The 26,406-nt window shown below is 43.5% G+C and carries 25 protein-coding genes; 14 read left to right on the forward strand and 11 right to left on the reverse strand.

Annotated features, from left to right (window positions below; genetic code table 11):
* Positions 1-98: 98 nt before the first annotated feature.
* Positions 99-2,363 (forward strand): ABC transporter substrate-binding protein, encoded by a 2,265-nt coding sequence (locus PHE37_RS03885; protein WP_300008228.1) that lies wholly within the window; start codon positions 99-101, stop codon positions 2,361-2,363.
* Here PHE37_RS03885 and PHE37_RS03890 read toward each other — a convergent pair whose 3' ends face one another.
* The 5 genes from PHE37_RS03890 to PHE37_RS03910 form a co-directional block, all read right to left on the reverse strand.
* Positions 2,364-3,221, reverse strand: a complete 858-nt coding sequence (locus PHE37_RS03890; protein WP_299994377.1) for an ARMT1-like domain-containing protein — start codon at positions 3,219-3,221, stop codon at positions 2,364-2,366.
* Positions 3,218-3,694, reverse strand: a complete 477-nt coding sequence (locus tag PHE37_RS03895) for a DUF3972 domain-containing protein (protein ID WP_299994375.1) — start codon at positions 3,692-3,694, stop codon at positions 3,218-3,220. The genes PHE37_RS03890 and PHE37_RS03895 overlap by 4 nt, the downstream gene beginning before the upstream one ends.
* 42 nt (positions 3,695-3,736) lie before the next feature.
* The gene (gene purE, locus PHE37_RS03900; protein ID WP_299994374.1) at positions 3,737-4,231 is read right to left on the reverse strand and encodes a 5-(carboxyamino)imidazole ribonucleotide mutase; all 495 of its coding nucleotides are present in this window, start codon (positions 4,229-4,231) and stop codon (positions 3,737-3,739) included.
* A gap of 25 nt (positions 4,232-4,256) precedes the next feature.
* The gene (locus PHE37_RS03905; protein ID WP_299994372.1) at positions 4,257-5,549 is read right to left on the reverse strand and encodes a peptidase U32 family protein; all 1,293 of its coding nucleotides are present in this window, start codon (positions 5,547-5,549) and stop codon (positions 4,257-4,259) included.
* A 202-nt stretch (positions 5,550-5,751) separates the two neighbouring features.
* Positions 5,752-6,465, reverse strand: a complete 714-nt coding sequence (locus PHE37_RS03910) for a chemotaxis protein (protein WP_299994371.1) — start codon at positions 6,463-6,465, stop codon at positions 5,752-5,754.
* Between the two features lie 67 nt (positions 6,466-6,532).
* Here PHE37_RS03910 and PHE37_RS03915 point away from each other — a divergent pair, with 67 nt between their 5' ends.
* From PHE37_RS03915 to PHE37_RS03930, 4 genes are all read left to right on the forward strand, one after another.
* Positions 6,533-7,312 carry a histidinol-phosphatase HisJ family protein gene (locus PHE37_RS03915; protein ID WP_299994369.1) on the forward strand — a complete coding sequence of 260 codons (780 nt, stop codon included), beginning with the start codon at positions 6,533-6,535 and terminating at the stop codon, positions 7,310-7,312.
* A 72-nt stretch (positions 7,313-7,384) separates the two neighbouring features.
* Positions 7,385-8,815, forward strand: coding sequence for a type I glutamate--ammonia ligase (gene glnA, locus PHE37_RS03920; protein WP_299994367.1), 1,431 nt, complete (start codon positions 7,385-7,387; stop codon positions 8,813-8,815).
* 150 nt (positions 8,816-8,965) lie between these two features.
* Entirely contained in the window at positions 8,966-9,424 is a 459-nt protein-coding gene (locus PHE37_RS03925) for a type II secretion system protein (protein ID WP_299994366.1), read from the forward strand.
* A gap of 5 nt (positions 9,425-9,429) precedes the next feature.
* Positions 9,430-9,909 carry a type II secretion system protein gene (locus PHE37_RS03930; protein WP_299994364.1) on the forward strand — a complete coding sequence of 160 codons (480 nt, stop codon included), beginning with the start codon at positions 9,430-9,432 and terminating at the stop codon, positions 9,907-9,909.
* Between the two features lie 60 nt (positions 9,910-9,969).
* On the opposite strand, the gene pckA is transcribed toward PHE37_RS03930, so the two are convergent.
* The gene (gene pckA, locus PHE37_RS03935; RefSeq protein WP_299994362.1) at positions 9,970-11,559 is read right to left on the reverse strand and encodes a phosphoenolpyruvate carboxykinase (ATP); all 1,590 of its coding nucleotides are present in this window, start codon (positions 11,557-11,559) and stop codon (positions 9,970-9,972) included.
* Positions 11,560-11,682: 123 nt separating this feature from the next.
* Positions 11,683-12,075 carry a hypothetical protein gene (locus PHE37_RS03940; RefSeq protein WP_299994361.1) on the reverse strand — a complete coding sequence of 131 codons (393 nt, stop codon included), beginning with the start codon at positions 12,073-12,075 and terminating at the stop codon, positions 11,683-11,685.
* A 173-nt stretch (positions 12,076-12,248) separates the two neighbouring features.
* On the opposite strand from PHE37_RS03940, the gene PHE37_RS03945 reads away from it, so the two are divergent.
* From PHE37_RS03945 to PHE37_RS03975, 7 genes are all read left to right on the forward strand, one after another.
* Entirely contained in the window at positions 12,249-12,728 is a 480-nt protein-coding gene (locus PHE37_RS03945) for a type II secretion system protein (protein WP_299994359.1), read from the forward strand.
* 103 nt (positions 12,729-12,831) lie between these two features.
* Positions 12,832-13,299, forward strand: coding sequence for a type II secretion system protein (locus tag PHE37_RS03950; RefSeq protein ID WP_299994358.1), 468 nt, complete (start codon positions 12,832-12,834; stop codon positions 13,297-13,299).
* A complete protein-coding gene (locus PHE37_RS03955) occupies positions 13,289-13,756 on the forward strand; it encodes a type II secretion system protein (protein WP_299994356.1) in 468 nt (155 codons plus the stop codon). Before PHE37_RS03950 ends, PHE37_RS03955 begins: the two co-directional genes overlap by 11 nt.
* 40 nt (positions 13,757-13,796) lie before the next feature.
* A complete protein-coding gene (locus PHE37_RS03960) occupies positions 13,797-15,641 on the forward strand; it encodes a primosomal protein N' (protein WP_299994354.1) in 1,845 nt (614 codons plus the stop codon).
* 105 nt (positions 15,642-15,746) lie between these two features.
* Positions 15,747-16,808, forward strand: coding sequence for a flavodoxin-dependent (E)-4-hydroxy-3-methylbut-2-enyl-diphosphate synthase (gene ispG, locus PHE37_RS03965; protein WP_299994352.1), 1,062 nt, complete (start codon positions 15,747-15,749; stop codon positions 16,806-16,808).
* Positions 16,809-18,266 carry a replicative DNA helicase gene (locus PHE37_RS03970; protein ID WP_299994350.1) on the forward strand — a complete coding sequence of 486 codons (1,458 nt, stop codon included), beginning with the start codon at positions 16,809-16,811 and terminating at the stop codon, positions 18,264-18,266.
* The gene (locus PHE37_RS03975) at positions 18,266-19,528 is read left to right on the forward strand and encodes a ComEC/Rec2 family competence protein (RefSeq protein ID WP_299994349.1); all 1,263 of its coding nucleotides are present in this window, start codon (positions 18,266-18,268) and stop codon (positions 19,526-19,528) included. The genes PHE37_RS03970 and PHE37_RS03975 overlap by 1 nt, the downstream gene beginning before the upstream one ends.
* Here PHE37_RS03975 and PHE37_RS03980 read toward each other — a convergent pair.
* Genes PHE37_RS03980 through PHE37_RS03990 form a run of 3 tightly spaced genes read right to left on the reverse strand, consistent with a single transcriptional unit; the run spans position 19,475 to position 22,468 of the window.
* Positions 19,475-20,281: a YihY family inner membrane protein gene (locus PHE37_RS03980; RefSeq protein WP_299994348.1), complete on the reverse strand. Its 807-nt coding sequence runs from the start codon at positions 20,279-20,281 to the stop codon at positions 19,475-19,477. The genes PHE37_RS03975 and PHE37_RS03980 overlap by 54 nt on opposite strands.
* A 3-nt stretch (positions 20,282-20,284) precedes the next feature.
* Complete coding sequence (locus PHE37_RS03985; RefSeq protein ID WP_299994346.1) at positions 20,285-21,670, reverse strand: FAD-linked oxidase C-terminal domain-containing protein; 1,386 nt, start codon at positions 21,668-21,670, stop codon at positions 20,285-20,287.
* A 3-nt stretch (positions 21,671-21,673) separates the two neighbouring features.
* Positions 21,674-22,468, reverse strand: a complete 795-nt coding sequence (locus PHE37_RS03990; RefSeq protein WP_299994345.1) for a plasminogen-binding N-terminal domain-containing protein — start codon at positions 22,466-22,468, stop codon at positions 21,674-21,676.
* Between the two features lie 123 nt (positions 22,469-22,591).
* Here PHE37_RS03990 and PHE37_RS03995 point away from each other — a divergent pair, with 123 nt between their 5' ends.
* Entirely contained in the window at positions 22,592-23,785 is a 1,194-nt protein-coding gene (locus PHE37_RS03995) for a peptidoglycan DD-metalloendopeptidase family protein (protein WP_299994343.1), read from the forward strand.
* A 9-nt stretch (positions 23,786-23,794) separates the two neighbouring features.
* Positions 23,795-24,352, forward strand: a complete 558-nt coding sequence (locus PHE37_RS04000) for an NUDIX hydrolase (protein WP_299994341.1) — start codon at positions 23,795-23,797, stop codon at positions 24,350-24,352.
* A 38-nt stretch (positions 24,353-24,390) separates the two neighbouring features.
* Here PHE37_RS04000 and PHE37_RS04005 read toward each other — a convergent pair whose 3' ends face one another.
* On the reverse strand, positions 24,391-26,403 hold the full coding sequence (locus PHE37_RS04005) for a TonB-dependent receptor (protein ID WP_299994339.1): 2,013 nt from the start codon (positions 26,401-26,403) through the stop codon (positions 24,391-24,393).
* Positions 26,404-26,406: the final 3 nt, after the last annotated feature.

The raw sequence follows: 26,406 nt of genomic DNA on the forward strand, positions 1-26,406 counted from the left end.
CATAAAATAAATTGCGCCATTATACCAAAAACAGTTTCTAAAGGGATTCTTAAAGCAATACACTCTATTATTAAAGGAAATATAAGAAAGGCGACAGGATGAAGAATTATTACTTTATTTTATTTTTCTTTATCACTGCGCTGTATGCTCAGCCTCCATTGGAAAAGGTATCGGTTAAATTGCAATGGGCAGACCAGTTTCAATTTGCCGGCTATTATGTCGCAAAAGATAAAGGTTTTTATAAAGATGCCGGGTTGGATGTCTCAATCCAAAAATTCGATCCTAAAGTACTTGCTATTGATGAGGTAATGGCAGGGCGGAGTACGTACGGTATCGGTAGATCTTCACTGCTGATCGATCGGATGGAGGGGAAAGATGTGGTTGCTTTGGCCGCAATATTTCAAAGTTCCCCGTTTATTCTCCTTTCCAAGAAATCATTGGATATAAAAACTCCGCGTGATCTTATCGGTAAACGGGTCATGATGACACGGGATTTTCAAGATACCATCTCAGTACGAGCCATGCTCAACTCACAGGGAATAGCGCTAAATCAATTAAAATTTTTAGATCACAGCTATAACCCTATGGATATTGCGAACGGCAAAACCGATGTGATGGCATGCTATATCTCCAATGAACCGTATGTACTCAGGGAAAAAGGGATAGAGACCAACGCTATTAATCCGGAAGCGTACGGATTTGATTTTTACAGCGATATTTTATTTACGACGGGGTCTGAAGTTCATCAGCATCCAAAAAGAGTTCGTGCATTTGTCGACGCTACGCTCAAGGGTTGGGAATACGCATTTGCCCATATTCCCGAAACAGCACAGTTGATAAAAGAACATTACGACGGACAACATAAATCGAAAGAGAGTCTCATCTATGAAGGTGAAGTATTAAAAGAGCTTGCTTATCGGGGAAATGAGCCTCTAGGTGCAATGACGTTGGAAAAATTCCGTCGTATTTCAGATATTTATAAAGTGATGGGATTGCCTCAGGATGAAAAACGTTTTGAGGGATTTATTTATGAAGATACTACCGATCAATCTATTCCTTTGAGTGTGGATGAACGCTCTTTCTTACATATAAATACGATCCGTTATACCTCTACGGATACGTGGCCCCCATTTAATTTCTATTCGGATCATGATGATTTTAACCTTCAAGGTATAGCCGTTGATTTTTGGAAACTTATTGTAAAACGGACAGGTATGCATACCGCATATGTATCATCTCCCTCTTGGAACTGGATGCTTGATGCGATTAAAACAAAAAGTGCGGATGTTGCACTTGGCACTTCGCTCTCTTCCGACAAAGAGCCGTATGCCCTTTTTTCAAAACCGTATGCTTCTTTCCCTAATGTCATCGTGACCAATAAAACGATTGATTTTATCCCCGGATTGGAAGCGTTGAACGGAAAGCGGGTCGCGATCGGTCAAGGGTATGGCATCTCAGCTATTATTGCGGCGCATTATCCGAAAATTACGATTGTCGATGTTGAAAATACGCGTGAAGGATTAAAACTTTTGAGTTCCGGACGTGTTGACGCTGTTATTGATATTCTCCCGGTCATAGCCTATTTGATTAATGCCGACCATTATTTGGATCTCAAAATTTCAGGAACGACCCAATTTAATTTAGATGTTCGAATGATGATTCGCAATGATTATCCGGAACTCAAATCGATTATCGATAAAGCGATAGACGGGATCAGTATCGCCGAGCGGCAAAAGATTTTTAACCGCTATATTGCTATATCGTATGAAAATCGGGTTGATTACAGCTGGGTGTATCGGATCGCTGCATTAGCAACGATTATAATTTTGATTTTTTTGTATCGCCAATATGAAATGGGAAAATACAATAAGCGGCTTTTGAAAATAGCAACCACCGATCCGTTAACCGGACTTACAAATCGTATCCGGCTGGATGAAAAATTAGTGGAATGTCATCAATCGTATCTTCGGACGCAGCGGACATATGCCGTGATGATTATCGACTTGGACAATTTTAAACGGGTCAATGATACATACGGCCATTTGGTCGGTGATAAGACATTGGTCACTTTTGCACAGATAATACGGAACAATGTGCGTGAAATGGATCTTGTCGGTCGTTGGGGAGGGGAAGAATTTATGATCATTTGCCCGGAAACCAACATTAACGGAGCGGATCGTCTGGCGACAAAAATCCAGGAATTGATTAATTCGTATGATTTTCCTCATATTCATACGCTTACCTGTAGTTTTGGACTTAGTGAATGTCACAAAGGTGACCGTGTCGAAGATGTTGTCGGTCGAGCCGACGATGCTTTGTATCGTGCGAAAGAAGAGGGACGAAATCGGATTTATCAAGGCTGATTAGTCCAGCTTACAGATGATATCTCCGATCTCTCTTCCCAATGATGCTGCGACAACTGAGCATTTTACTTTGAGTAAGAAGCAGATGTTATGCCGTTTTTGCGGGGTCATACACTCGTAGTTTCCCATCCCTTTTGCGATAATCAGATCCGCGGTTTCAAAGAGGTTTTGGGCTTCGGAAGATGCCAGCTCATAGACAAATCCGGGAGTCGGGACGCCGCTGTCCATTACGGTGCAAATAGAGTCCATACCCGCTTCGAGAGCTTCTCGCATTGTTACATCGTTGATGATCGGATTCCCGCGAACCATATAGGTAAATACTGTATGGGGATAGAGTTTTTGAAGGGATTGTATCGTCAATCCATCGAAGATATGTTCACCTGCATTGTCACCGATATAGAGGACGGTTTTAGAACGTTTTAGAGTCTCCGATAACTGTGTACTGTCATCATGGGAAAATGGGGTGGTAAATACGGAATTGATTGCTTCATGCAGGTCGAAACTCACTTCAGCAGCCAGATCGATAACATTGCCCACTACGGCAGTTTTCAGTGTCGCTATAAACGGATCATCGCTTTGTGTAATACTCTCTTGCAAAAACGGTATGTATGAATTGGCTTGCTGCGTTGCGTGCTGTTTTTGATGTTCGTAGAGATCGTTAGTGTCCGCTAATACCGCCATATGTTCATAAAGCGGTGCCGCAACGACGGGAGGCGAGAGGGTAAAGTCTGCATTTTGGAGTGATGTTTCTACGTACTGAACAATACGTTCACTCAAAGCTGCATCCGCATGGATTGCTTCACAAACCCGTTTACTTTGGGCTGTGATACACCCAATGCATTCATTTTGTATGGTCATTGCGCTCCATACTCATCGATTACTTTTCCCCACATGAGCTTGTATTTACGACGCATAAACTCAACTTCTTGTTGGGAGAGACGGAGCTGTTCGGTGAGGGTTGCGATTGTTTTACGATCTTCATCATAAAGCTCTTGAAGTGACCCGAGGGCCTCTTTTAGAAAAAGATTTTCATTTTTGATCGACTCTATCGTCTCTTCTTTGGCAACAAGCACTTTTTCATGAAGATTGATGATCGTACCGATTGTTTTTTCGACGAAACTCGCACCCAGTGTAACATCAGCATGGGATTCACTGAGCTCATGCAGACTCGATGGGACAATCCCGGCCATGCCGTGACCCGGATCGATAAAGACTTCCCCATCTTCCACAACGGTAGTCAGTTTGCCTCGGACAATCAAAGCCTCAACCGCACTGCGATCGAGGTGTGTCATATGAGCGTAATCATCAATACTCATCCAGTGCCCTTGCATTTGTTACCACCTGCCGTGTTAGATTTTTGATTATAACAAAAGTTATAATATTGTCTCTATTTCCAATGAATCCATCTCAACCTTTTTCGCTTTGCTGATTCGATCTTCTTGAAGTTTCATTCGTAACTCTTCATTTTCCAACGCTAAAATCTGCATAGCAAGATAGGCGGAGTTAATTGCTCCCGCTTTACCGATAGCGACAGTAGCTACCGGCATTCCTGCAGGCATTTGAACAGTTGAGAGAAGTGCGTCGATTCCGCTAAGGGCCGAAGCACTCATAGGGACACCGATAATCGGTTTGATCGTTTTAGATGCTAAAACGCCTGCCAAATGTGCTGCCATTCCGGCTGCTGCGATAAATACCTGAGCCCCTTTCGCTTCTGCGGCAAGGACATAATCTTTTGTACGTTCAGGACTACGATGTGCGGATGAGATAATCAGTTCAAACGGAACACCGAATGCTTCAAGCGTTTCTGAGCACGATTTCATTACATCGAAATCGCTTTTGCTCCCCATAATAATTGATACGAATTTCATTGAATTGACTCCTTAGATTTTAAAATTAACATTTTGTTACGGTTCCCATATCGTCCGTCGCAGGGATGCGGAAGAACGTAAATGGCGGTAGAGAAGCAGGCAGGGTAAAACGGTTTAAATTGCCGCTGTGTACCTGATCCCAGATTTTGCCGTTTTCAGCAAGCAGTTTTTTGAACGAAATACTCCATTGTCCCTCGATTTTTTGGATGCTTCCGATTTCGTTATCTGTTTCGACGAGTAACGACTCATCCGGGGTAAGTATCTCCATCACATCACCAGGGAATGTTTTGTATTTGCATTCATAAAACAGACCGCTTTCATCAACAATACCGCTCACTTGACGAGTCCCCATCATCATCGAAAAATCGAGATTTTGAGTATCATGTTTTTCAAAGGGGCGATTAACGAGATAGGCATCGGTGAAACCACGGTTTTGCATGGTTCCCAACTCTTGTTGATATGCATCGGGATCACTCTTTCCGGCATAGTAATCATCAATCGCACGCCGATACACTTTAGCCGTGATAGCGGCATAATAAGGGGCTTTTGTACGCCCTTCGATTTTGAGTGAATCGATACAGCCCGCATCCAAAATTTCTTGAATATGGCTTGCTAGATTAAGGTCTTTGGAATTCATGATGTAGGTTCCAACCCCTTCGTCTTCGACGAGTTTAAACAGAGTCCCCGTTTCAGGATTGGCGGCGTACATTTCGTACGGGAAACGGCAGTCGTTGGCACAGCTACCCCGATTAGGTACTCGTCCGCTTTGGAGTGTTGAGATCAGGCAGCGTCCGCTGTAGGCAAAACACATCGATCCGTGGACAAATACTTCGATTTCCAGATCGGGAAGTTCTTCTTTGATTTGTTTGAGATCTTTGAGCGAAATCTCCCGTGCCGCAATGATGCGGCGCGCACCCATGTCGTAATAGACCTGTGCATCGAGTACATTCATGACATTGGCTTGAGTTGAAAGATGCAGAGGAATATGGGGTGCGATTTGATGGGCAAGTTTTAATACACCGGGAGTAGCCACAATAAATGCATCCGGCTCCAGCGAAGCCATCGTAGCGATATGTTCTTTCAGTAATTTCAATTGGGAGTTGAAAGGAAATCCGTTGATCGTTACATAGACTTTTTTCCCACGCGTATGGGCATAATCGATCCCCTCTTTGAAACTCTCCAAATCGAATTCTTTGCCGGAGCGAATACGGAGTGAAAAATGGCTCACCCCTCCATATACGGCATCAGCACCGTAATCAATGGCGATTTTGAGTTTTTCAAGGTTTCCCGCAGGCGAGAGAAGTTCGACTTTTTTCAAAGAGAGTGGCTCGATTCTTTATAAAATTTTAGGGAATTTTATCGAAAAAAAGGTGTTGATTGTTTGAAAGTAGAAAGTTAGCTATTGATTATGCCTTAACAACATACGAAGAGCAAAGTCGCGTGCTGCAGTGCGTCAGCATACCGACAGCGATTTGTTGTAAAGGCGATTTTTTTTTATAGTACTTTTCTTGTTAAAAATATTATTTTTTCCCGAAAGAAGCGAGCAATGCCTCGATATCGTCACTGCTGACAATATCGTCGTTTCCGGTATCACCCGGGAGATGAACAGCGGACGCAACCCGTTTGGAATCATCGATTTTTCCGGAAAACAGATGGTTCATATAGGTTGAGAGTGCACGCATAACGTTGATAACCCGCTCGATTTTTTGACGGTGGATATCCTGATACTGCATGATATCCATGACATTCATAATCGTGTCTCCGCCGTTTTGGAGCATCTCAAGGATTTCATCCATTGTGAGTGAAATATCTTGATTTTTGCTCAGTTGAGCTTTAAAAGCTTCAACGTGAGGGAATTTAACACTGAGCGTCTCAAAAAGTTCGATATTGCTTTGTATAACCGTTTTGACGGATTTAACTTGTTTTTCACCTTTACCGAGATCGTTGCTGATCCCCTCGATCAAATCAAATATTTCAGACGCTTTTTCTTCACTCTCTTTGGTTACATCATCGAGCTGATGGACCATTTTATTCTCATCCGTTGGCGGTGGGGGCGGCCAACTGTGCAGTGCGGAAACACGATACTTTTCCGGATCCGTTTCGTTGTAGGGCTCTTCTTCGCTTACCGTATCTTCTTCATTTTTGACATCTGTGCTCGAAAGTTCTGTTTCTTCATAGGCTTCATCCAAATCTATATCACCGCTCATCAGTGCATCTAACTCTTCTTGCGTCATGACCCATACCTTAACGATTAAATTGCACTATAATAGCATGTAAATCTTTAGTTTCAATGGATAAAAGATGAAAGTTGATCTTCATAATCATACTGTTTTATGCAATCATGCCAGTGGTACCGTCAATGAATACGTAGAGGCAGCAATAGCGTGCGGCACAGCGTTTTTCGGTTTTTCAGATCATGCCCCGATGCATTATGATCCAAAATACAGAATGACATTTGAACAAATGGAGCTGTATGAATTTTGGGTAAGAGAAGCGCAACAGCGCTATGAAGATCAAATTACGGTTTTGCTGGGATATGAAATCGATTTCCTTCCCGGCTACATGGAAGAATCGGTTTTAAAACGTCCATGCGATTATTTAATCGGCAGTGTCCATTTTATCGATGATTGGGGATTTGACAACCCAGAATTTATCGGGCGGTATGAAGGGGTCGATATTGATGATGTATATCGACGTTATTTCGGACTCGTGGAAACGATGGCGAAGAGCGGAAAATTCGATATAGTCGGCCATTTGGATTTGCTCAAAGTTTTCAAATATCTACCGACGCAAGATATCCGTATGTTGGCAAAAGAGGCATTGAACGCAATAAAAAATGCAAATATGACCGTAGAGGTTAATGTTTCCGGATATCGAAAACCGATAATTGAAGCGTACCCTTCGCCTCTTTTGCTTCAAGAAATTATCGAGAGAGAGATTCCGATTACATTCGGTTCAGATGCACACAATCCTGAACAGGTCGGGCTATTTACTCAAGAGGTAGAAACCTTGGCACGTTCGGTAGGTTACGACAAATGCGCTGTTTACAGAGGGCGTGATAGGGATATGATTAAATTTTAATCATCGAAATCCCTTCTCTTTTTAGTCTTTTTTGATATACTACTTCACTTTTATTTTTTTCAGGAGATAAGCATGGGTAAATTCGTAAACAGTGTCGACGAGTTTTTTAGTTTTTGTAAAGAGAACGACGTTCAGTTTGTAGACTTCCGTTTCACCGATATGAAAGGGACATGGCACCATGTAAGCTATCGCTACAGTGCGGTAAACGCAGGTCATTTTGAAAACGGTCTTCCATTCGACGGTTCATCAATCGATGCTTGGCAGCCGATCAACCGTTCAGATATGCTTTTAAAGCCGGATGCTCCATCTGCATTCATGGATCCGTTTACTGCCGATCCGACCGTTATCGTATTCTGTGATGTATACGACATCTACAAAGGTCAAGCATACGAAAAATGCCCGCGTTCAATCGCTAAAAAAGCACTTGAGCATCTTGCAAATGCAGGTGTCGGTGACGTTGCTTATTTCGGTCCTGAAAATGAATTCTTCGTATTTGATGATGTAAAAATTCGCGATGAGATCAACTGTTCATATTATGAAGTAGATTCTGAAGAGGGTGAGTGGAATGATTCAAAATCATTCCAAGACGGTTACAATACAGGTCACCGCCCACGTACAAAAGGGGGTTACTTCCCGGTAGCTCCGATCGACACCATGGTTGATCTACGTGCAGAAATGATGATGGTTTTGGAACAAGTCGGTCTTGAAGTTGTTCTTGGTCACCACGAAGTTGCGCAAGCACAAGGTGAAATCGGAGTTGTTTTCGGAACTCTTGTAGAAGCGGCGGACAACGTCCAAAAACTTAAATACGTTATCAAAATGGTTGCACACCTTAACGGTAAAACCGTTACTTTCATGCCTAAACCACTCTATGGAGACAACGGTAACGGTATGCACGTTCACCAATCAATCTGGAAAGACGGCAAAAACACATTCTATAAAGAAGGCGGTTACAGCAACTTGTCTGAAACAGCACTTCATTATGTCGGCGGTATCTTTGCTCACGCACGTGCGGTTGCAGCATTTACCAATCCGTCAACCAACTCATACAAACGTCTTATCCCAGGTTTTGAAGCACCGTCAATCTTGACATACTCTAGCCAAAACCGTTCAGCTTCTTGCCGTGTTCCATACGGTGCGGGTGAAAAAGCGACTCGTATCGAAATGCGTTTCCCGGATTCAACTTCATGCCCATACCTTGCATTTACTGCAATGTTGTTGGCTGGACTTGACGGTATCAAAAACAAAATCGTTCCAATCGGACCGATGGATGAAGATTTGTTCGAACTTTCTTTGAATGAAATCCGTGAAAAAGGGATTCCTCAAATGCCACACACATTGCGTGGTGCATTAGAAGCGTTGATCCGTGACAACGATTTCTTGAAACCGGTTATGTCTGATCTCTTTATCGATACGTATCAAAACTACAAATTCGAAACACAAGTATGGCCTGACGAAGCTCGTCCTACTGCATTCGAATTCAAATCTACTTACTCTTGCTAATTGGAATGATATAAGCCTAAGGGCTTGTATCACATATCTATCCCGTTTTTTCTAAAAATTGATTTTGTCATTAAAGCTTAAGCTTAATTTGACGATAATGTATAATCTTTAAACTGTGTGGAATTGAGCACAAAAAATATAGGAGTTTCTATGAAACGTAGCGCATTTACCCTTGTCGAGTTGATCTTTGTCATTATTATTATCGGAGTTTTGGCTGCTACAGCTATCCCAAAATATAAAGATCTAAAACAAAATGCAGAAGTTAAAGCTGTAGTAAAAACTACTATTGATGGGGCATCAAGTGCAGCAAGTGCTGCAGTAAATGCGATCGATATGAATGACGGCAATGCTTCAGATACCAATTTAAGTGATCTTGTAGCTATTACGGGTAAAGGGTGGTCATATACTCCATCAGCAGGTGCAGGGACCTACACTTACAAAAATACGCCGACAGGCAATGAAGCAGCATCTATAGTATTTAGTGCTACTGGACGAACAGTTACCTATTCGTTTACATGTAATAATTTCAAAGATGCAACCAGTATATCAAAATGTAAAGAAGATACCAATACGTCTGGTACTGCAACTCCTAAAACCATCAGCTTCTAATAAGTATGAAAGCATTAGTTCGCACTGGTTTTACCCTTGTTGAGCTGATCTTCGTTATTGTCATCATCGGGGTTCTCTCGGCGGTGGCAATCCCAAAATTTGCCAACCTCACCGATAATTCCAAAATCGCTGCTGAACTTGCTACCGCTTCATCAGTCCAAAGTGCACTCGATGCAATCCACAGTGAATGGATTAGCAATACGTGTGATTTTGATTGGGGAAACGGCAAAAATACCGCTACTACTCCTCTAAACGCTTCCGGTTATCCTGATTCACTTGGATCTGACAGTGCACACCCATTCGATTATATTTTAAAAAATACGGATAACGGAGACTGGATTTTGGTAGGTGGAAAGTATTACGGCCCGGCTACCAAAGATGGAACCAGCACTAAAAATCGAAACATTGCCCATAAGCCGGAGGGGAACGATTATTGGGAATACAATGCTACGGCTGGAACATTTACCCTCATAGATGTCAATTAAATAAAAAAAGATTAAAGTAGAACGCCCAAACAAGAGAGTTTGAGCGGTTGGCGAGAGAAATTATTCAGTAGGTAAGTGAGGGCCTGCGGCAGAGAAGTCGAAGCCATTGTCGCCATCGGTGTATTTTTTAAAGTTTTTGATGAAAAGTGCTGCCAAATTATCACGTTGAACGAGATAGGCATCGCGATCCGCCCATGCATTACGCGGATTTAGGATCACAGGATCGATTGAACCGAGTGTTTTAGGGATGTGGAATCCGAAGGTATTCGTGATATCAAATTCGCTTTCATTGATCGAACCGTCTAAGATAGCGTTAATGCATGCGCGGGTGTCTTTGATGCTCATACGCTTACCGACACCGTATCCGCCGCCTGTCCATCCGGTATTGACCAGATAGACATTAACACCGTGTTGATCGATTTTTTCACCTAAGAGCTTTGCATAGACAGTCGGATGCAGCGGTAAAAATGCTTCACCGAAGCATGAACTGAAGGTTGCGACAGGCTCGGTAATACCGCGTTCGGTTCCGGCTACTTTAGCTGTATATCCGCTGAGGAAATAATACATAGCCTGCTCTTTAGTGAGACGACTTACCGGAGGCAATACACCAAATGCATCGGCAGAGAGGAAAATGATATTTTTTGGATGAGCAGCCATCAATGAAGGTTGATGATTATCGATGTGTTCGATCGGATAAGAGACACGAGTGTTTTCCGTTTTAGAACTGTCAGTGTAATCAACGATACCATCTTCATCGTAAACGACATTTTCCAATAATGCGTTACGACGGATAGCATTATGAATTTCAGGCTCGCTAGAAGGATCGAGATTGATTACTTTTGCGTAACACCCTCCTTCAAAATTGAAAACGCCCTCATCATCCCAACCATGTTCATCATCGCCGATGAGTGCACGTTTAGGGTCAGTCGAGAGAGTTGTTTTACCTGTTCCGCTTAGCCCGAAGAAGAGACATGTGTCACCAGCCGCTCCGACGTTAGCCGAACAGTGCATAGAGAGCTTCCCTTCGAGAGGGAGCCAGTAGTTCATCATTGAAAAAATCCCTTTTTTCATTTCACCGCCATACCATGTACCGCCGATGATGCACAGATTGTCTTCAACGCTGAAGAGGACGAAAACCTCAGAATTCAGCCCATGATGCTGCCATTTTTCATTGACTGCTTTACAGGCATTAAGAACTGTAAATTGAGGTTTGAAGCTTGACAGTTCACTTTCATTCGGACGGATAAACATATTTTTGACAAAATGCGATTGCCATGCGATTTCAGAGACAAAACGGACAGAACGTTTGCTGCTGGCACTGGAGCCGCAGAAAACATCCGTGATGTAGAGATCTTTCCCGGAGAGTTGTTCGCGGGCAACGACAAGAAGTTCATCAAAAACCGCTTTATCGATTTTTTTATTGACATCACCCCATGCGATGTATTGATTTGAAGGGTCTTGATTGACAAAGTATTTGTCTTTCGGACTTCTGCCGGTAAAAATACCGGTATCGACCATGGTTGCACCATTATCGGCAAGCTTACATTCACCTTTTTCCAGTTCGTGTCGGATTAATTCGTCGTAACTGAGGTTATGGAAAAGCTTTCCACTATTTTTTATGCCTAATGTCTCAATCTCTGCAGAAATCATGGTGTTGTTTTACCTTTTCGGGTTCATCGCCGTACTGTACAACGATGAAAATTTAAAGCGGATGCTTTATTTGTGCTGCGAATTATACGACTTCAATTTATAAACGAGAATTAAAGTGGCGATTTATTTAAATTGTGACGCCAACTCCGTTAAAATTTTGGGTGCAAGAGCTTCGCTCCCATTGTATTTTTGGAGCTTTACACCGACATTACTCATGCTTTTGGCCGTATTCTTACACGCCATTTTTACAACAAGATAGTCACAATCATCGATTGTGTCGGCCATTGTATCATGCGCTTTGATATGTTCCAAATCGTCCGCATCATGATCGCATGTATGATGTTCATCATGATCGTGGGGTTCTTCACCGGCTACTTTCGGATTGGCCCGTAGCCCTTCTAATGTAAAACTTTTAAACATTCCGCCATTTACAGTATAGACCGCAAAATAAGGGGTATGTCCGGCATTTCCGGCCATTTTGAGATTTTCATCCATAACGGGTACAGCGATTTTCATTGTATCTCCTTCTTTTATAGTGAATATTATGCCATATTGATCTTAAATACCCCAGAATAAAATAATATTGCTAAATAGTGTTGAATTTAAACGTTTTATAAGATTTGTAAGTCCATAATGATAGTCAGGGTTACGAGTGTAATCACTATTTCTAAACTTCAAAGGAGTAAACCATGAAACGTTCAGGTTTTACTATGATCGAGTTGATCTTCGTTATCGTTATCTTGGGTATCTTGGCGGCGGTAGCTATTCCACGTCTTGCTGCAACACGTGACGATGCGAAAATTGCAACTAAAGTACAAGAAGGGACTGCAGTTATCACTGAATTCGGTTCATACTATACCGCGCACGGCCATTTTGCAAAAGTAAGTGATATGACTAATGTCAAATTGACGACTAGTGATGGTACTAGTGATGCGGCGGCTGCAGATATGAATCAGACAGATTTAGCAGCATACTTGACGGATGGACAAGGGAATATATGTATTTCGTATAAAACATTGTCAAATTCATTGGATGGCAATCTAACGGTGAAATCAGAAAGCAGTACGTCTGCAATCTGTGACGGTATCAGAAAATCGTTGAATGATAAAAACATTTCATCAGCTGCAGGTATCACCCATAAATTGGGCGGATCAAACGTCGAGTATTAATCGAAAATGTTCTTGGTTGCACTGCCTAGGCAGTGCAACTGTCAGTGGAAAAATAATCAAGATTAATTTTTTAGTGACAGAATGAGAAATGAAAAGGATAAATATGAAATATAATCTTAACCGGTCTGGGTTTACCATGATCGAGTTAATTTTTGTCATTGTTATCCTGGGGATATTAGCGGCTGTAGCGGTTCCGCGTCTGGCGGCAACGCGAGATGATGCACAAAATGTGGTAATGGCACAGGGTATTATGACGGGGGCAGGAGAGATCGGATCGTATGTCGTTGCTCACGGGGAGAGTAATGAGAGTCTCGCGGTGATGTCGGGAACGGTTGCTTCGTTGGTCGCTGCTGGAAAAGCCGATATTGATACGGCGAATAAAGCGGCTTACTTTCATATGGGAAATGTGACACAGTGTGTTATAATGGATATCAATAGCAGTACAAGCGATGAGAATCTGACTCTATCCTTTGGAGATGCCGGAGGCGATAGTTATTGTCTAGGATTGCAAAGTGTATTGGATGTACGCCAATATCCTATTAAACTGAGAGGGGCTACAGTTGAACACTAAACGATTTGGATTTACGATGATCGAGCTGGTATTTGTCATTGTTGTATTGGGCATTTTGGCGGCTGTGGCGATTCCGCGTTTTGCAGCAACTCGGGACGATGCACAAATCGCAAAAGGTCGCAGTGATATTTCGGCAATACGAGCTGCAATAGTGAGTGAGCGGCAGACACGTCTGCTTCAGGGTGATACCCGATATATTAGTCAGTTGCATAGTTCAACATCATCACTCTTCGATGGGAACGGTTCATCTCACCTTTTGCAATATGGAATTTCAGTTGGAAATGAAAATGGACATTGGAATAGCCCAACTTGTACTGGAGCAAATCCAAATGTCTGTACCTATGACTATACAGTTATGGGTCAGAATGTTACCTTTACGTATTCGCAGGCCGATGGTAATTTTAGCTGTTCTAGAAGTGGATCTACAGCTGAAATGTGTAAAAAACTAATTGATTAATCTGTTCTATATTCATATTAAATAAAAAACAATAGGTTATATGTATTTTTACCATATAGCCCTTTTGGGCTCTCCGCTCGAACCCCTCACCTACCATTCAGATGATTTTTTATCCGTCGGCAGAGAGGTTGAAGTTACTCTCACTAAGCGAATACAGCAGGGTGTTGTTATCGGCGAATGCGAGAAACCTGAATTCACCACACAGCCTATCGGTATGACCCGACCGTTTTTTTATTCGGATGCCCAAATACAGTGTGCACGGTTTATATCGGAATATTACGGATGTGCTTTGGGTGAAGCACTGAATCTATATGTCCCTTATTCTATAGAGATTGAACCGATTCGCAAAGAAATATCTTTACCCTCGATCAATGTCATCCTCTCAGAATCCCAAGCGAAAGCTCTAGATTTTATCCGTTCTCACCCTGTATCATTGCTTTTCGGTGATACGGGGGCGGGGAAAAGCGAAATCTATATGCGGCGAATGGATGAGATTCTGAGCGAAGGGAAGAGGGCACTATTACTTCTTCCTGAAATATCTCTCACGCCGCAGATGGAGTCACGATTTCGTGAGCATTTCGGGGATGCCGTAGTGGTGTGGCATTCAAAGATGACACCAAAACAGAAAAAGGTGACATTGGAAAAAATCTACAATGGAGAGGCTCATATTATTGTGGGCCCTCGTTCGGCTCTCTTTTTGCCGATATCGGATTTGGGACTGATCGTCGTGGATGAGGAACATGATGAGAGTTATAAATCCTCCTCCCGTCCCCGTTACAATGCCAGAGATATGGCAGTGTATATTGGGAGTCTGCTCAAAATTCCGGTGGTATTGGGGAGTGCGACACCGAGTCTGGGGAGCTATGCCAAATATCCCTTTTTTCGTTTAAGAGGAGGTTTTTATGAATCCAAACGGACATTCGTATTTGAGTTTTCTTTGGAAGCATTGACTCCGAGTATTGACCGTATCATAATGAAAAATTTTTCGGATGGGCATCAGGGGATTGTTTTTATCCCTACCCGAGCCAATTTTAAATATACGGTGTGCGAATCGTGTGGATATCATGTCGAGTGTCCGTTTTGTAGTGTCGGGATGTCGCAGCATAAAAATTCTCGCGCTCTAAAGTGTCACTATTGCAATTACACCGAAGTATTGCCGAAAGTATGTCCGAAATGCCAAAGCGGGGCTCTCCGGACTACAAGACTAGGGACGGCAGAGGCGGTAGAACATTTTAGCCGATTAAGTGAAACATTAAGAGTTCAGCAGTTTGACCGTGATATCATCACAACTCAAAATAAACTTATCAAAGTTCTCGAAGCGTTTAACCGCCATGAGATCGATCTGCTCGTCGGGACGCAGATGCTCTCCAAAGGGCATGATTATCACGATATCGCCCTTGCCGTTGTGATGGGACTGGATAATCTCCTCTCACAATCCGATTACCGTGCACGGGAAAAGGCCTTATCTCTTTTGGTTCAGATCGCCGGACGCAGCGGTCGGAAGCAAAATGCGACCGTATTTGTCCAAAGTTTTAATGAACACTTTTTTCGGGAATATTTGGACGATTATGAAAAATTTTTGATCGATGAACTAAGAATCCGCAATGACCGTTATCCTCCGACGAAGAAACTCGCCCGTTTGCTGTATGCACATAAAAATGGACTCAAGGCGAAAGAGGCGATGGAAGAGGCAGTGGTACAGCTCCAGAGGATTGACACTGTCCAGATTGTCGGATTCGGTGCATCGGCGATTGAGCGAATCGCGGATAAATACCGTTTTCAGATTTTGCTTCGAAGCGATAAAAGTACCGATCTCATACGGGCGATCAAACATGTCAAGTCATCAATGATGGAGATCGATATGGACCCTATAGAGTTTACGTAATAATTTTATTTTGTTTGCTCTGAGCTTGTCGAGGGGTAAAAGATTATGGTTCGACAAGCTCACCATGAACGGAAATAGGGTAATCTTATATGGTATAATCTCCCCATGATAACACGCTACCCTACCAAACAAATTTTTGTCGGAAATGTCGCCATTGGCGGAGATGCCCCTATCTCGGTACAGTCGATGACTTACTCACGTACCGCTGATGTCGCTGCGACTGTGGAACAGATTAACCGTCTCCATTTCGCCGGGTGCGATATCGTCCGCGTTGCGGTGCCGGATGAAGAGGATGCCCGTGCTCTTAAATCGATCAAAGAGCAAATTTCGCTCCCCTTGGTCGCCGATATCCATTTTAATTATAAGCTTGCTCTTATTGCGGCAGAGACGGTGGACTGTATAAGATTTAATCCCGGAAATATCGGTGAAAAATCCCGTATTCGTGAGATTGTAAAAGCGTGTCAGGAACGCAAAATACCTATCCGTATCGGTGTCAATGCGGGGAGTCTGGAAAAAGAGTTTGAACAGCGCTATGGGCAAAGTGCGGAGGGGATGGTCGCATCTGCCGAATACAACATCAAATACCTCGAAGACCTCGGCTTTACGGATATCAAAGTCTCTCTCAAAGCAAGCGATGTCCAGCGTACCGTCGAAGCCTATCGAATGCTTCGTCCTAAAAACAACTATCCGTTTCATCTCGGTGTGACCGAAGCGGGAACAATCTTTCATGCGACAATTAAAAGTGCGATAGGATTAGGAACTCTTTTACTCGAGGGGATCGGCGATACGATGCGGGTTTCAATCACCGGAGAACTCGAAGAAGAGATCAAAGTAGGGCGTGCTATTCTCAAAGACAGCGGAGTGGCCAAAGAGGGGCCGAATATCATCTCTTGTCCGACGTGCGGGCGTATCGAAGCGGATTTGGTCTCAGCGGTAGCGGTGATCGAAGAACGTACCAAGCATATTAAAAAACCGCTTGATCTCTCCGTCATGGGATGTGTGGTCAATGCAATCGGAGAGGCCAAACACGCCGATGTTGCTATCGCTTACGGCAAAGGTTCAGGTCTTGTCATGGTACGCGGTGAAGTGGTCGCGCGACTCGATGAGGATAAACTGGTCGACCGTTTCGTCGAAGAGGTTGAAAAGATGGAAAAAGAGGAAGACTAAATGGAAGAATCGTTATACAACCTCGCATTTGAACGATCTTTACTGAGTTCCATTATTTTTGACCCTGCCCAATTTGATGATTTTGATGCGGTGTTGACCCCGGAGGATTTTTATCTTTCTGCTCATCAGGAGATCTACCGCGCAATGATGAGTTTGGCGCATCGCGATCTTCCGATCGACGAAGAGTTTATCCGAAAAGAGCTTACCGCTAAAGGGAAATTCGATGAACGGGTGATGGTTGAAATCCTCACTGCCAATCCGATCGCCAATACCAAAGCATATGTTCAAGAGATCAAAGACAAAGCGATCAAACGTCATCTGCTTACTCTGACAACTGAGATCAAACGGGTGACACTCGAAGAGGAACTGAGCGGAACCGATGTCGTCGATTTGGTTGAGAAAAAGCTTTATGAAATTACCCAAAGTTCTCAGGCAACCGATTTTAAAGATGCCCCGGCTATCGCGGATGAGACATTAGCCTACATCGAAGAGATGAAAGCACGCGGTGATTCCGTTCTCGTCGGTGTTGATACAGGGTATGCGGAACTCAATAAAATGACGACGGGATACGGTAAAGGGGATCTCGTCATTATCGCTGCCCGTCCGGCGATGGGGAAAACATCGTTTGCCCTCAATATGGTCCAAAATCTCCTCGACAAAGGAAAAGGGGTTGCTTTTTTCTCGCTGGAGATGCCGGCGGAGCAGTTGATGTTGAGACTGCTGAGTGTCCAAACGTCGATTCAGCTTCAGAGGCTGCGTGTCGGGGATATGAATCCAGAAGAGTATAAACGGTTGAATGATGCGGTGGATAAGATGCGTCACTCCAAACTCTTCGTAGATGATCACGGTTCAATCAATATTCATCAGCTCCGTTCCAAACTCCGAAAGCTCAAAAGCCGTCATCCGGAGATCGAAGTAGCCGTCATCGACTACCTCCAAATTATGAACGGCACAGGGGGGAAAGATCGTCACCTCGAAGTGAGTGAAATCTCACGCGGACTGAAAATGCTCGCCCGTGAGCTGGGGATACCGATCATCGCCCTCTCTCAGCTCAACCGTGGTCTTGAATCGCGCTCGGATAAGCGTCCGATGCTCAGCGATATCCGTGAGTCGGGATCGATCGAGCAGGATGCCGATATTATCCTCTTTGTTTATCGCAATGACGTTTATCTCTACAAAGAAGAAAAAGAGCGGGAAAAAGAGGCGATTAATGCCGGAAAAGAGTTTATCTCCAAATACGTCGAAAAAGAGGAAGAAGAAGCTGAGATTATCATCGGTAAACAGCGTAACGGTCCGACCGGGCATGTGAAACTGATGTTCCAGAAAAAATTTACCCGTTTTGTCGACAAGCCGACTTTCGGTGCGGCTCAGATCGTGTATGAAAGCATCGATATGAAAAGTGCGACAATGAATTTAGACGACGAGAGTGTCGGGAACGTTTCAATGCCGATTATTTGATGTCAAAATTAGAGCGTGTCGATTTATTTGATTTTAAAAGCGGTTTACTCTTTTCCCTCATTTTGTTATTTATAGCTTCTCTTTCCCTCGGTTGGGAATATTTCCGTTACAAAGATTTTGTCAAATTTGATGATCCACTCGTCCGTGCTGAAGTAATCGATCAAGAAGTTCGGTTGATTTCAGAGAAACCAAAAACCTCCATAAAATTTAGGCTCGAAAACGGTGCGAATGTTCGATGTATTATGAGCCCGTATTTACGGGATTTGCGAGGACGTGAAGTATTACTCGAGCTACAGATGGCCAAGGTCAGTTTTCTGGATTATCTCAAAGGCTTTCGTACCCGCGGGGCTATCTATGAAGTGTATCCTGCTCTGAGTCTAAAAGAGCGATGGTACCGGCGTATTGCATCCCAACATAGCGATCAGAGCATGAAAGAGCTTTATGGGGCATTGTTTGTCAACTCGCCGATGTCGCAAGAGTTTCAAAGCTTGGTGGGGGCGATGGGATTGAGTGCCGTACTGTCGATTAGCGGATACCATTTTGGAATATTGAGTTTGGTAGCCTACTTTTTCCTCAGAACTCCGTATCGTTTCGTTCAAAATCGCTATTTCCCCTATCGCCACGGTAATCGAGACCTTTTTTTAGTTGTGGCGGGACTGCTTTTTACCTATCTTTCTGTTTTGGAATATAATCCGGCAATGATTCGGTCGTTTGGGATGATCGTAGTGGGCTATTGGCTCTATGATCGGGGAATAAAGATTGTTTCGTTTCAAACTCTAATCATTGCGATCGGATTATTACTCGCATTTTTCCCGAGACTTTTTTTCTCTTTATCCTTTTGGTTTTCTTCTTTCGGAGTACTCTCAATCTTTATTTTCATCCGCTATTATGAACATTGGAAGCCATGGCAGATATTTTTGGCGCTTAATCTTTGGTGTTATTTGGTCCTTTTACCGATTTCACTGGCGATATTCGGAACTTTCAGCTGGTGGCATATTGGATCAATTCCGATCAATCTGATTTTTAATCTCTATTATCCGGCGGTATTGGTGCTGCATTTAACCCCATGGGCGGATGTGTTTGATTCTACATTGATCAAAATGTTTGATTCAGGGGAACTACGAAATGTGGTTATTCCGATGTGGGTCGGAATCCTAAGTATTGTATTGGCGCTCAGTGCAATGCGTTGGAAAAGTTCGTTTTGGGCGTTAGGAGTTTTGGGTTTCGCTACGTTGGGAAGCGCGGTTTATCAGATAGCATAGTTTCATCCCGTAGATAACGATGATCCAGGAAACATAAATCCATAAAAAGAAAAAGATGAGTGCCGAAAATGATCCGTACATGGTGGCATAGGTTTTGTTGTAAAAGACGTATTGGATAAAACTGTTTTTTGCCAACCCCCAGACAACGGCCACTATGAATGAACTGATGGTTGCAGCTTTTGTGGTAACATCGGCATTGACAGCAATGTGGTAGATTACGAAGAAAATTCCCCAAAGCAAAAGAAAAGGAAAAATAGAGAGAGCTTGAAGTAGAATCCCGCTGACATGGGCAATTAAATAGGCCTTTAAACTCATCGATGTGATAAGGATGATCGGGGCGAGGGTAATTAAGGTCCAGTAGGTTGTAATTGCATCCCAAAGTTTTCTTTTCGGTGTTTTGAAAATTTTACTGACAATGTGCTCAAAATTTTGGAAAAAAAGCAGGGATGAGACAATCATTGTTGCAAACCCGATCACCCCGAGCTGTACCGAATTTTGGAAAAACGATTCGAGGTATCCTGCAACTGCGGCAGTTTGAACCGGCATCATATTTTCGAAAATAAAGATTTGGATTTTGGCGTATTGTTCTTCAAATACGGGGACGTTTGCAATCAGACTGAGGGAGATAATCAAAAGCGGTACTACCGTGAAAATCGTATAGAAACTAAGACTGGAGGCATAGACGGTAATTTCCCGATCAAAAAGCATCAGGAAAAAAAGTCTTATATGTCTTAGGACCGCTTTAAGATTCATTGATTACTCAAGTCCCATTTTTAAGGGATTGAGGATATTATTGGGATCGAATGCCCGTTTGATCGATTGGAACAGTGCCATCTCTTCGGGGGTGAAGGCCATCGACATATACGGTGCTTTTGCCAGACCGATTCCGTGTTCGCCGCTGAGTGTCCCACCCAAATCGATAGTTGCCTGAAAGACTTCACGGATCGCTTCGTAGCCGATTTTGACCTGTTCAGGATCTTTGCCGTCAACCATAACGTTGGTGTGGACGTTGCCGTCTCCCGTATGGCCGAAACAGGGTATATTGATATTGTATTTTTTGGCTATTGCGTAAAAACGTTCGAGCAGCTCGGGAAGTGCCGAGCGGGGAACGGTGACATCTTCATTGATTTTTTTAGAACCGTAGACGGAGAGTGATTGGCTGGCATTACGGCGGGCAAACCATAAATCACTTGCTTCTTGTTTGTTTTGGGCAATTTTAAATTCGCTGCATCCGTTTTCACGGAACACTTTTTCGACAAGAGCAAGTTGAAAATCGAGGTCTTCTTCGAGGTTGCCGTCAACATCGGTGACAAGAATCGCTCCAGCTTCAATCGGAAGCCCTTTGTGGTAAACCTGCTCCACCGCGCGGATAGTGAGGTTGTCCAAAAACTCCATTGCGACAGGGGTTACACCGCTCGCCATGGTTTTGTAGACCGCTTCCATTGCGGTGTGGACGGTCGGGAAAATCCCCATCGCGGTTTTGGTCATTTTCGGTTTGGAGAGGAGTTTTAGGGTCACTTCGGTTGTGACGGCCAGTGTCCCCTCGGAAGCGATCAAAATCCCTGTGATGTTGTATCCGGCCACGTCTTTGATCGTCCGTTTGCCGGCTTTGATGATATCGCCGTTGGGAAGTACTGCACGCATGGCCATAACATAGTCTTTGGTAATACCGTATTTGGCTGCACGCATACCGCCGGCATTTTCATTGACATTTCCTCCGATGGTGGAGTATTCCTGGCTTGCAGGATCCGGCGGATAAAAAAGTCCTACTTCTTCCACCGCTTTTTGTAACTCCATATTGATGACACCGGGTTGGACGATGGCGACCATGTTCTGCATATCGATTTCGAGAATTTTATTCATATGTTTCTCGAAGGCTAATACAATACCGCCGCTGCTTGGGAGTGCGCCGCCGGTGAATCCGCTGCCGGCACCGCGGGGGACGATGACAATGCGGTGTTCGTTGCAATATCGTAAAATATCGCTTACGTCTTGTTCGTGGCGTGGAAATAAGACTGCATCTGGTTCAAATCGTTCCCGTGTTGCGTCATAACTGTAGGCAATGAGGTGAGCTTTATCGCTGTAAACATTCTCGTTACCGAGAAGGGAGGTGAAAAATTCTATGGCAGGAGCGGATAGCATCGCTTATTCCTTAATCTCGAAATTGCGCAATAGTGCACTTTTATCACTAAATTTTGCTTTGTACAACTCATATAGCTCTTTATTATGAGAATTTTTTAAAGCGATTTGCTCCAGATAATACGGTTCGTAGCTTTCTAAACGTGAACTTCCTTTTCCCCACCATGCCGCACGGATAGTCGGAACACGGGTATAAAACGGAGTCATCGATTTTTCCGCTTTTTGCAAAGACGGGGCAGTTTGCAGTAGAGCAAAGGTTTTACAATCAAGAGTAAAGAGGGTTTGTGCACTTTGAATGTAGAGTAGCCCTACCGAGTTGGCAGTACAATAATCACTGAAATCTTCTACGAGCGGAGTAGGATGCCCTTCATTGGAAAGATACGCGGCATAGTTATCCGGATGGACCCATTCGATACCGGAAATGCTTTTGGTGATACTGTCGTACGCATCGTCATTTGGCGCGATAAGAAGCGCGCGTTCATAATCATAGGCTAAAACAGCGGTATCAGCGGGTTTTGGTGTCCAGTTACCGCTTGGAAGCGAATTTTGTCGAAGACCGTCGTATGGGCTAAGACGCAAGATCGCACGCCCATTAGCAGGGTTAGTTTGTTCAACGCGTGCATTGGCAATAATAGTACTGTGGGTTGCATCAAATTTTCGGAGAATAAAGCCACTCATTCCCTCTCTAAGATCTTTTGCAGTAATCGTAGCACGGTCATGGTCTACATCAATCAGCGGTGTGCTGATAGATGAAGCGCTCAAAACGCTGCAAGAGATAAGTGTGATAAGCCAAATGCGCATCGTGGTAACCTTTTGGTAAAGTAATTAATAACGATTATAGCTTAACACATCTTTGTAAATGGAATTTTTGCTATGATTTAACTCTTTTTTCGCTTTTCAAGCGTATTTTGATCAAGGATGAGAATGGGCCGAATTTTTCTATTGCTTTTATTGCCTATGCTCCTCTTTGGCGCCTCTGTCAAATCGTTTAAATGGAATAACGGTGAAAGTTTCCTTACGTTTTTAGAACGCTCAAAACTCCCTTCTTCCCTTTATTACAACCTAGATAAAGATGATCAAAAACTGACGGAAGATATCCCTTATAATGCAAATTGTCAAATGCTTGTGGACGATAAAAATCTAATCCAGCAAATTTTGATTCCCGTCAATGATGAATTGCAGTTACAGATCTACTATACCCCTAAAAAACGGTATGAACTCCAAGTTATTCCTATTGTAAGTCAGGAAAATACGGAAACATTGTACATACCGATTCAAAGTCTTCCGTATGATGATATTGTAAAAGCGACGGGGTCTAAAAATCTTGCTTCGGAATTTGTCAAAATGTTCAAAGGAAAAGTCGATTTCCGACGAGGGTTTAAAGTAGGTGAGCCGATAGTGCTGGTTTATACCCAAAAATACCGTTTGGGGAAACCGTTCTCAATGCCTGAAGTACATGGAGCAATGGTCGAAATAAACGGAAAACGGGTGACAGTTTATCGCCATACCGATGGCCGTTTTTATGATGAAAAAGGGGCCCAGTATGAGAAGTTTTTGTTTAAGATACCTATCAATAATCCACGTATCACTTCCGGGTTTACTAAGAGCCGGTATCACCCGATTTTACACCGCTATCGCGCTCATTTAGGTGTTGATTTCGGTGCCCGCCCCGGAACGCCGATCTTGGCAACCGGAGATGGACGTGTCTGTTTTGAGGGATCCTCTCGCGGGTATGGCAATACTATAAAAATTCGCCATTCTAACGGATTAACGAGTTTATATGCCCATCAAAAATCTTTTAGAAGTGGTATCCATAACGGTTCCTCTGTTAAACAAGGCGAAGTAATCGGTTATGTCGGTTCATCAGGTCTCTCGTCCGGTCCCCACTTGCATTTTGGGATGTATGCAGGGAGTACCGCTATTGATCCGCTCAGTGTGATGAAGAAAACAACCGAAGGCTTTAGCGGTAAAGAGCGTAAAGCGTTTCTTGCAATACGGGATAAAATGGATCGTATTTTCAAAAATGTTCTTCAAACAAAACCGGTCAAAAAACCGTATTTTAATTTCAATAAAACGTATTATGTTGACATTAATACTTTCAAACCTAAACCTTTTTAGAGCCATTCAATGATCAAAAATGTGAGAATAGTCGAGTGTGAATACTCCGAATATGTCAAGCCGAAACGGATTGAATATGTTCAACATGATCTTCCAAAAATATGGGACATGGTTGAAGTACATGACAGTGTCGCTATTCTTTTATATCATGAAGAGCGGGACTCATTGGTGGTTGTAAAACAGTTTCGTCCTCCCGTCTATCTAAAAAACAACGATGGGTACACTTATGAACTGTGTGCCGGAATTGTCGATAAAGAGAAGTCACTTGTTGAAATCGCCCATGAAGAGATACTCGAAGAGTGCGGCTATCATGTTCCGATAGAGCAGATTGAACGCATAACATCTTTTTATACTGCTGTAGGATTTGCCGGATCGGTGCAAACACTGTATGCCGCCCGTGTCAATGAAGCCATGCGCGTCAGCGAGGGTGGAGGAGTTGATGTTGAATCGATAGAAGTTGTAGAGATTCCGCTTAGCGAGGCCAGAGGATTTGTGATGGATGAGACCAAAGCCAAGACACCGGGATTGATGTTTGGGTTCGGATGGTTTTTGGAAAATCAACTGTAGTTCCCGCATGATGCGGGAAAGGACGAAACAGTTTAGGGTTAGAACTTATAGCTGAGAGTTGCGTAGAGATTGCGCCCCGGTTCATTGAGCACAAGAGGCTGAGCCCCTTCCATCAAGGTTGTCAGCCCGATATAGCTGTTACTGACTGCATACGTACGATTAAAGAAGTTATTAATCCCTGTACTGAGAGAGAACCCGTTACCGAAATCGGTAGCGTATTTGAGATTGAGGATTCCGTAACCGCTGATCGCTTGTTCGCCGTTGTTTTGATCATAGGTTTGTGATTTTGCTGCAATCCATTCGGCTGCCGCATAATTTTTTGAATCATCAAATACTAATGCAACTCTCCCTTTCAACGGCGGAATATCGGCTAAATCTTTGTCTGTTTGGGGAGCTGTACTCAATACATCGAGCTGTGAAGTATCTTTTTTCGTCCCTTTTTGATAAGCGATCCCTGAACTTAATGACCATTCATTGGTGATAAAATAATCGGCTGTAATGTCACCGCCGACAATTTGTGCATCGATATTGGCATAAGAAGTATTTGTTCCAACACCGGTTTTATAAGCATAGATATAATCTTTTAAATTACTGTAAAAGAGTGTCCCTTTGAGATGCAAATTACCCAAAGTCTGTTCAACTCCCATATCGATTTCACGGTTGATGGTTTCGTTCAGGTTTGTGTTACCGATACCGCCTGCAAAATAGAGTTCTCTTGCATCCGGTACACGGGAAGATTGTCCTAATCCAACAAAGAAATTGCCGCTGTTGCTGTAGTGATAGCGACCTAATACATTTGCGCTTAAGTCTGAGAAATCCCGATCTTTCGCACTGGCCATTAACGATTGATCCGCATCGATACTCGTATCATCATAGCGAAGGCCGCCGCTGATATCCATAGCTCCGAAAGATTGGGAAGCTTTGGCATAAAGACCGACGTTATTCGTATCGGCATCAGGGATTTGGACGGTCGCATACGGATTGATCCGGTTCCCTTTTGTTCCGTTCCAGTTGCGGGTAGAAAGATCGAGTCCAAGTGTTATGTCGGTTTCATTGGCAAATGTGCTGTTTTCAATACGGACTCCTTTGATCGTTGCATCCACAGGGGAAACCATTGTGGTTGCCGCACTTGTAGCTCCTGCTCTGAAATCGGTTCCCATTTCATGCTCGACTTTGGAATGATAGGCTTCTATCATCAGTTCATGCGAAAAAGTTCCTAAATCGAATAGTTGGTATTTGGCTTTAAACATATCCGTATTGTCTTTTAGTGCGTCCATCGGATAGCGGGGATAGAGGACATCATCGGCACGGTCACCAAAATAGCTTAGTGTGAGTTTCTGATTGTCGCCGATATTGCCGACAACTTTTGCCCAAAAGTTTTGGCGTGCATAGGCATCATCATTTTTATGTGCGGCGGAGTAGCGTTGCCCAGGCATCGATGCGCTATCGGCTTGTTCGGTCATGGTTTTTCCGTTGCCGTCTTTGTATTGGCCGCTGGTTTCACGGCTGTATCCGACGAGTGCTTGTACGGAATCGTTACCCCCTTCGACAGTCGTAGAAATTTTACGGTAATCATAGCTGCCGAGGGTAGCAGAAACTTCTCCGTGCAGCCCTTTCTCCGGATCTTTGGTGACTACGTTGATTTTACCGCCTAGACTTCCGAACTGTGTGACGTCAAACGGACCTTCTAGAACTTCAACTGCGGCAATTTGGCTTGAAGAGACGTGCATAGCGGGTGGATCCATACGATTTGGACAGGCACCGCATACTTTGGCATCATCAATCGTTATATTGAGATTGTCTTTTTTAAATCCGCGTAAAACAATATCGTTTCCGATTGCTGTTGTGCGAACATGGGTGATTTCAGGCAGAGCGCCGGAGAGCATTTCTCCCAGATCGCTTTGACGTGAAAATTGGACGATTTCATTTGCTTCGATTGTTTTGTTATCTGATTTTTGGGTATCGGCTTTTACCGTAATTTTTTGGATAGTGACGGGTTCGGTAGCGAGCGCAGCAACTGCCGCCAACGAGAGAAGAGTATAGATCTTCATACT

Source organism: Sulfuricurvum sp., assembly GCF_028681615.1.
Taxonomy (GTDB): domain Bacteria; phylum Campylobacterota; class Campylobacteria; order Campylobacterales; family Sulfurimonadaceae; genus Sulfuricurvum.

Bases quoted from the DNA above. Each gene is read 5' to 3' on its own strand.
- PHE37_RS03970 (WP_299994350.1), top strand. From the start codon at position 16,809: ATGGAAGAATCGTTATACAACCTCGCATTTGAACGATCTTTACTGAGT.
- PHE37_RS03945 (WP_299994359.1), top strand. From the start codon at position 12,249: ATGAAACGTTCAGGTTTTACTATGATCGAGTTGATCTTCGTTATCGTT.
- PHE37_RS03915 (WP_299994369.1), top strand. From the start codon at position 6,533: ATGAAAGTTGATCTTCATAATCATACTGTTTTATGCAATCATGCCAGT.
- PHE37_RS03885 (WP_300008228.1), top strand. From the start codon at position 99: ATGAAGAATTATTACTTTATTTTATTTTTCTTTATCACTGCGCTGTAT.
- PHE37_RS04005 (WP_299994339.1), bottom strand. From the start codon at position 26,403: ATGAAGATCTATACTCTTCTCTCGTTGGCGGCAGTTGCTGCGCTCGCT.
- PHE37_RS03975 (WP_299994349.1), top strand. From the start codon at position 18,266: ATGTCAAAATTAGAGCGTGTCGATTTATTTGATTTTAAAAGCGGTTTA.
- PHE37_RS03890 (WP_299994377.1), bottom strand. From the start codon at position 3,221: ATGACCATACAAAATGAATGCATTGGGTGTATCACAGCCCAAAGTAAA.
- PHE37_RS03895 (WP_299994375.1), bottom strand. From the start codon at position 3,694: ATGCAAGGGCACTGGATGAGTATTGATGATTACGCTCATATGACACAC.
- PHE37_RS03990 (WP_299994345.1), bottom strand. From the start codon at position 22,468: ATGCGCATTTGGCTTATCACACTTATCTCTTGCAGCGTTTTGAGCGCT.
- glnA (WP_299994367.1), top strand. From the start codon at position 7,385: ATGGGTAAATTCGTAAACAGTGTCGACGAGTTTTTTAGTTTTTGTAAA.
- ispG (WP_299994352.1), top strand. From the start codon at position 15,747: ATGATAACACGCTACCCTACCAAACAAATTTTTGTCGGAAATGTCGCC.
- purE (WP_299994374.1), bottom strand. From the start codon at position 4,231: ATGAAATTCGTATCAATTATTATGGGGAGCAAAAGCGATTTCGATGTA.
- PHE37_RS03960 (WP_299994354.1), top strand. From the start codon at position 13,797: ATGTATTTTTACCATATAGCCCTTTTGGGCTCTCCGCTCGAACCCCTC.
- PHE37_RS03930 (WP_299994364.1), top strand. From the start codon at position 9,430: ATGAAAGCATTAGTTCGCACTGGTTTTACCCTTGTTGAGCTGATCTTC.
- PHE37_RS04000 (WP_299994341.1), top strand. From the start codon at position 23,795: ATGATCAAAAATGTGAGAATAGTCGAGTGTGAATACTCCGAATATGTC.
- PHE37_RS03940 (WP_299994361.1), bottom strand. From the start codon at position 12,075: ATGAAAATCGCTGTACCCGTTATGGATGAAAATCTCAAAATGGCCGGA.
- PHE37_RS03985 (WP_299994346.1), bottom strand. From the start codon at position 21,670: ATGCTATCCGCTCCTGCCATAGAATTTTTCACCTCCCTTCTCGGTAAC.
- PHE37_RS03950 (WP_299994358.1), top strand. From the start codon at position 12,832: ATGAAATATAATCTTAACCGGTCTGGGTTTACCATGATCGAGTTAATT.
- PHE37_RS03925 (WP_299994366.1), top strand. From the start codon at position 8,966: ATGAAACGTAGCGCATTTACCCTTGTCGAGTTGATCTTTGTCATTATT.
- PHE37_RS03995 (WP_299994343.1), top strand. From the start codon at position 22,592: ATGGGCCGAATTTTTCTATTGCTTTTATTGCCTATGCTCCTCTTTGGC.
- PHE37_RS03910 (WP_299994371.1), bottom strand. From the start codon at position 6,465: ATGACGCAAGAAGAGTTAGATGCACTGATGAGCGGTGATATAGATTTG.
- pckA (WP_299994362.1), bottom strand. From the start codon at position 11,559: ATGATTTCTGCAGAGATTGAGACATTAGGCATAAAAAATAGTGGAAAG.
- PHE37_RS03980 (WP_299994348.1), bottom strand. From the start codon at position 20,281: ATGAATCTTAAAGCGGTCCTAAGACATATAAGACTTTTTTTCCTGATG.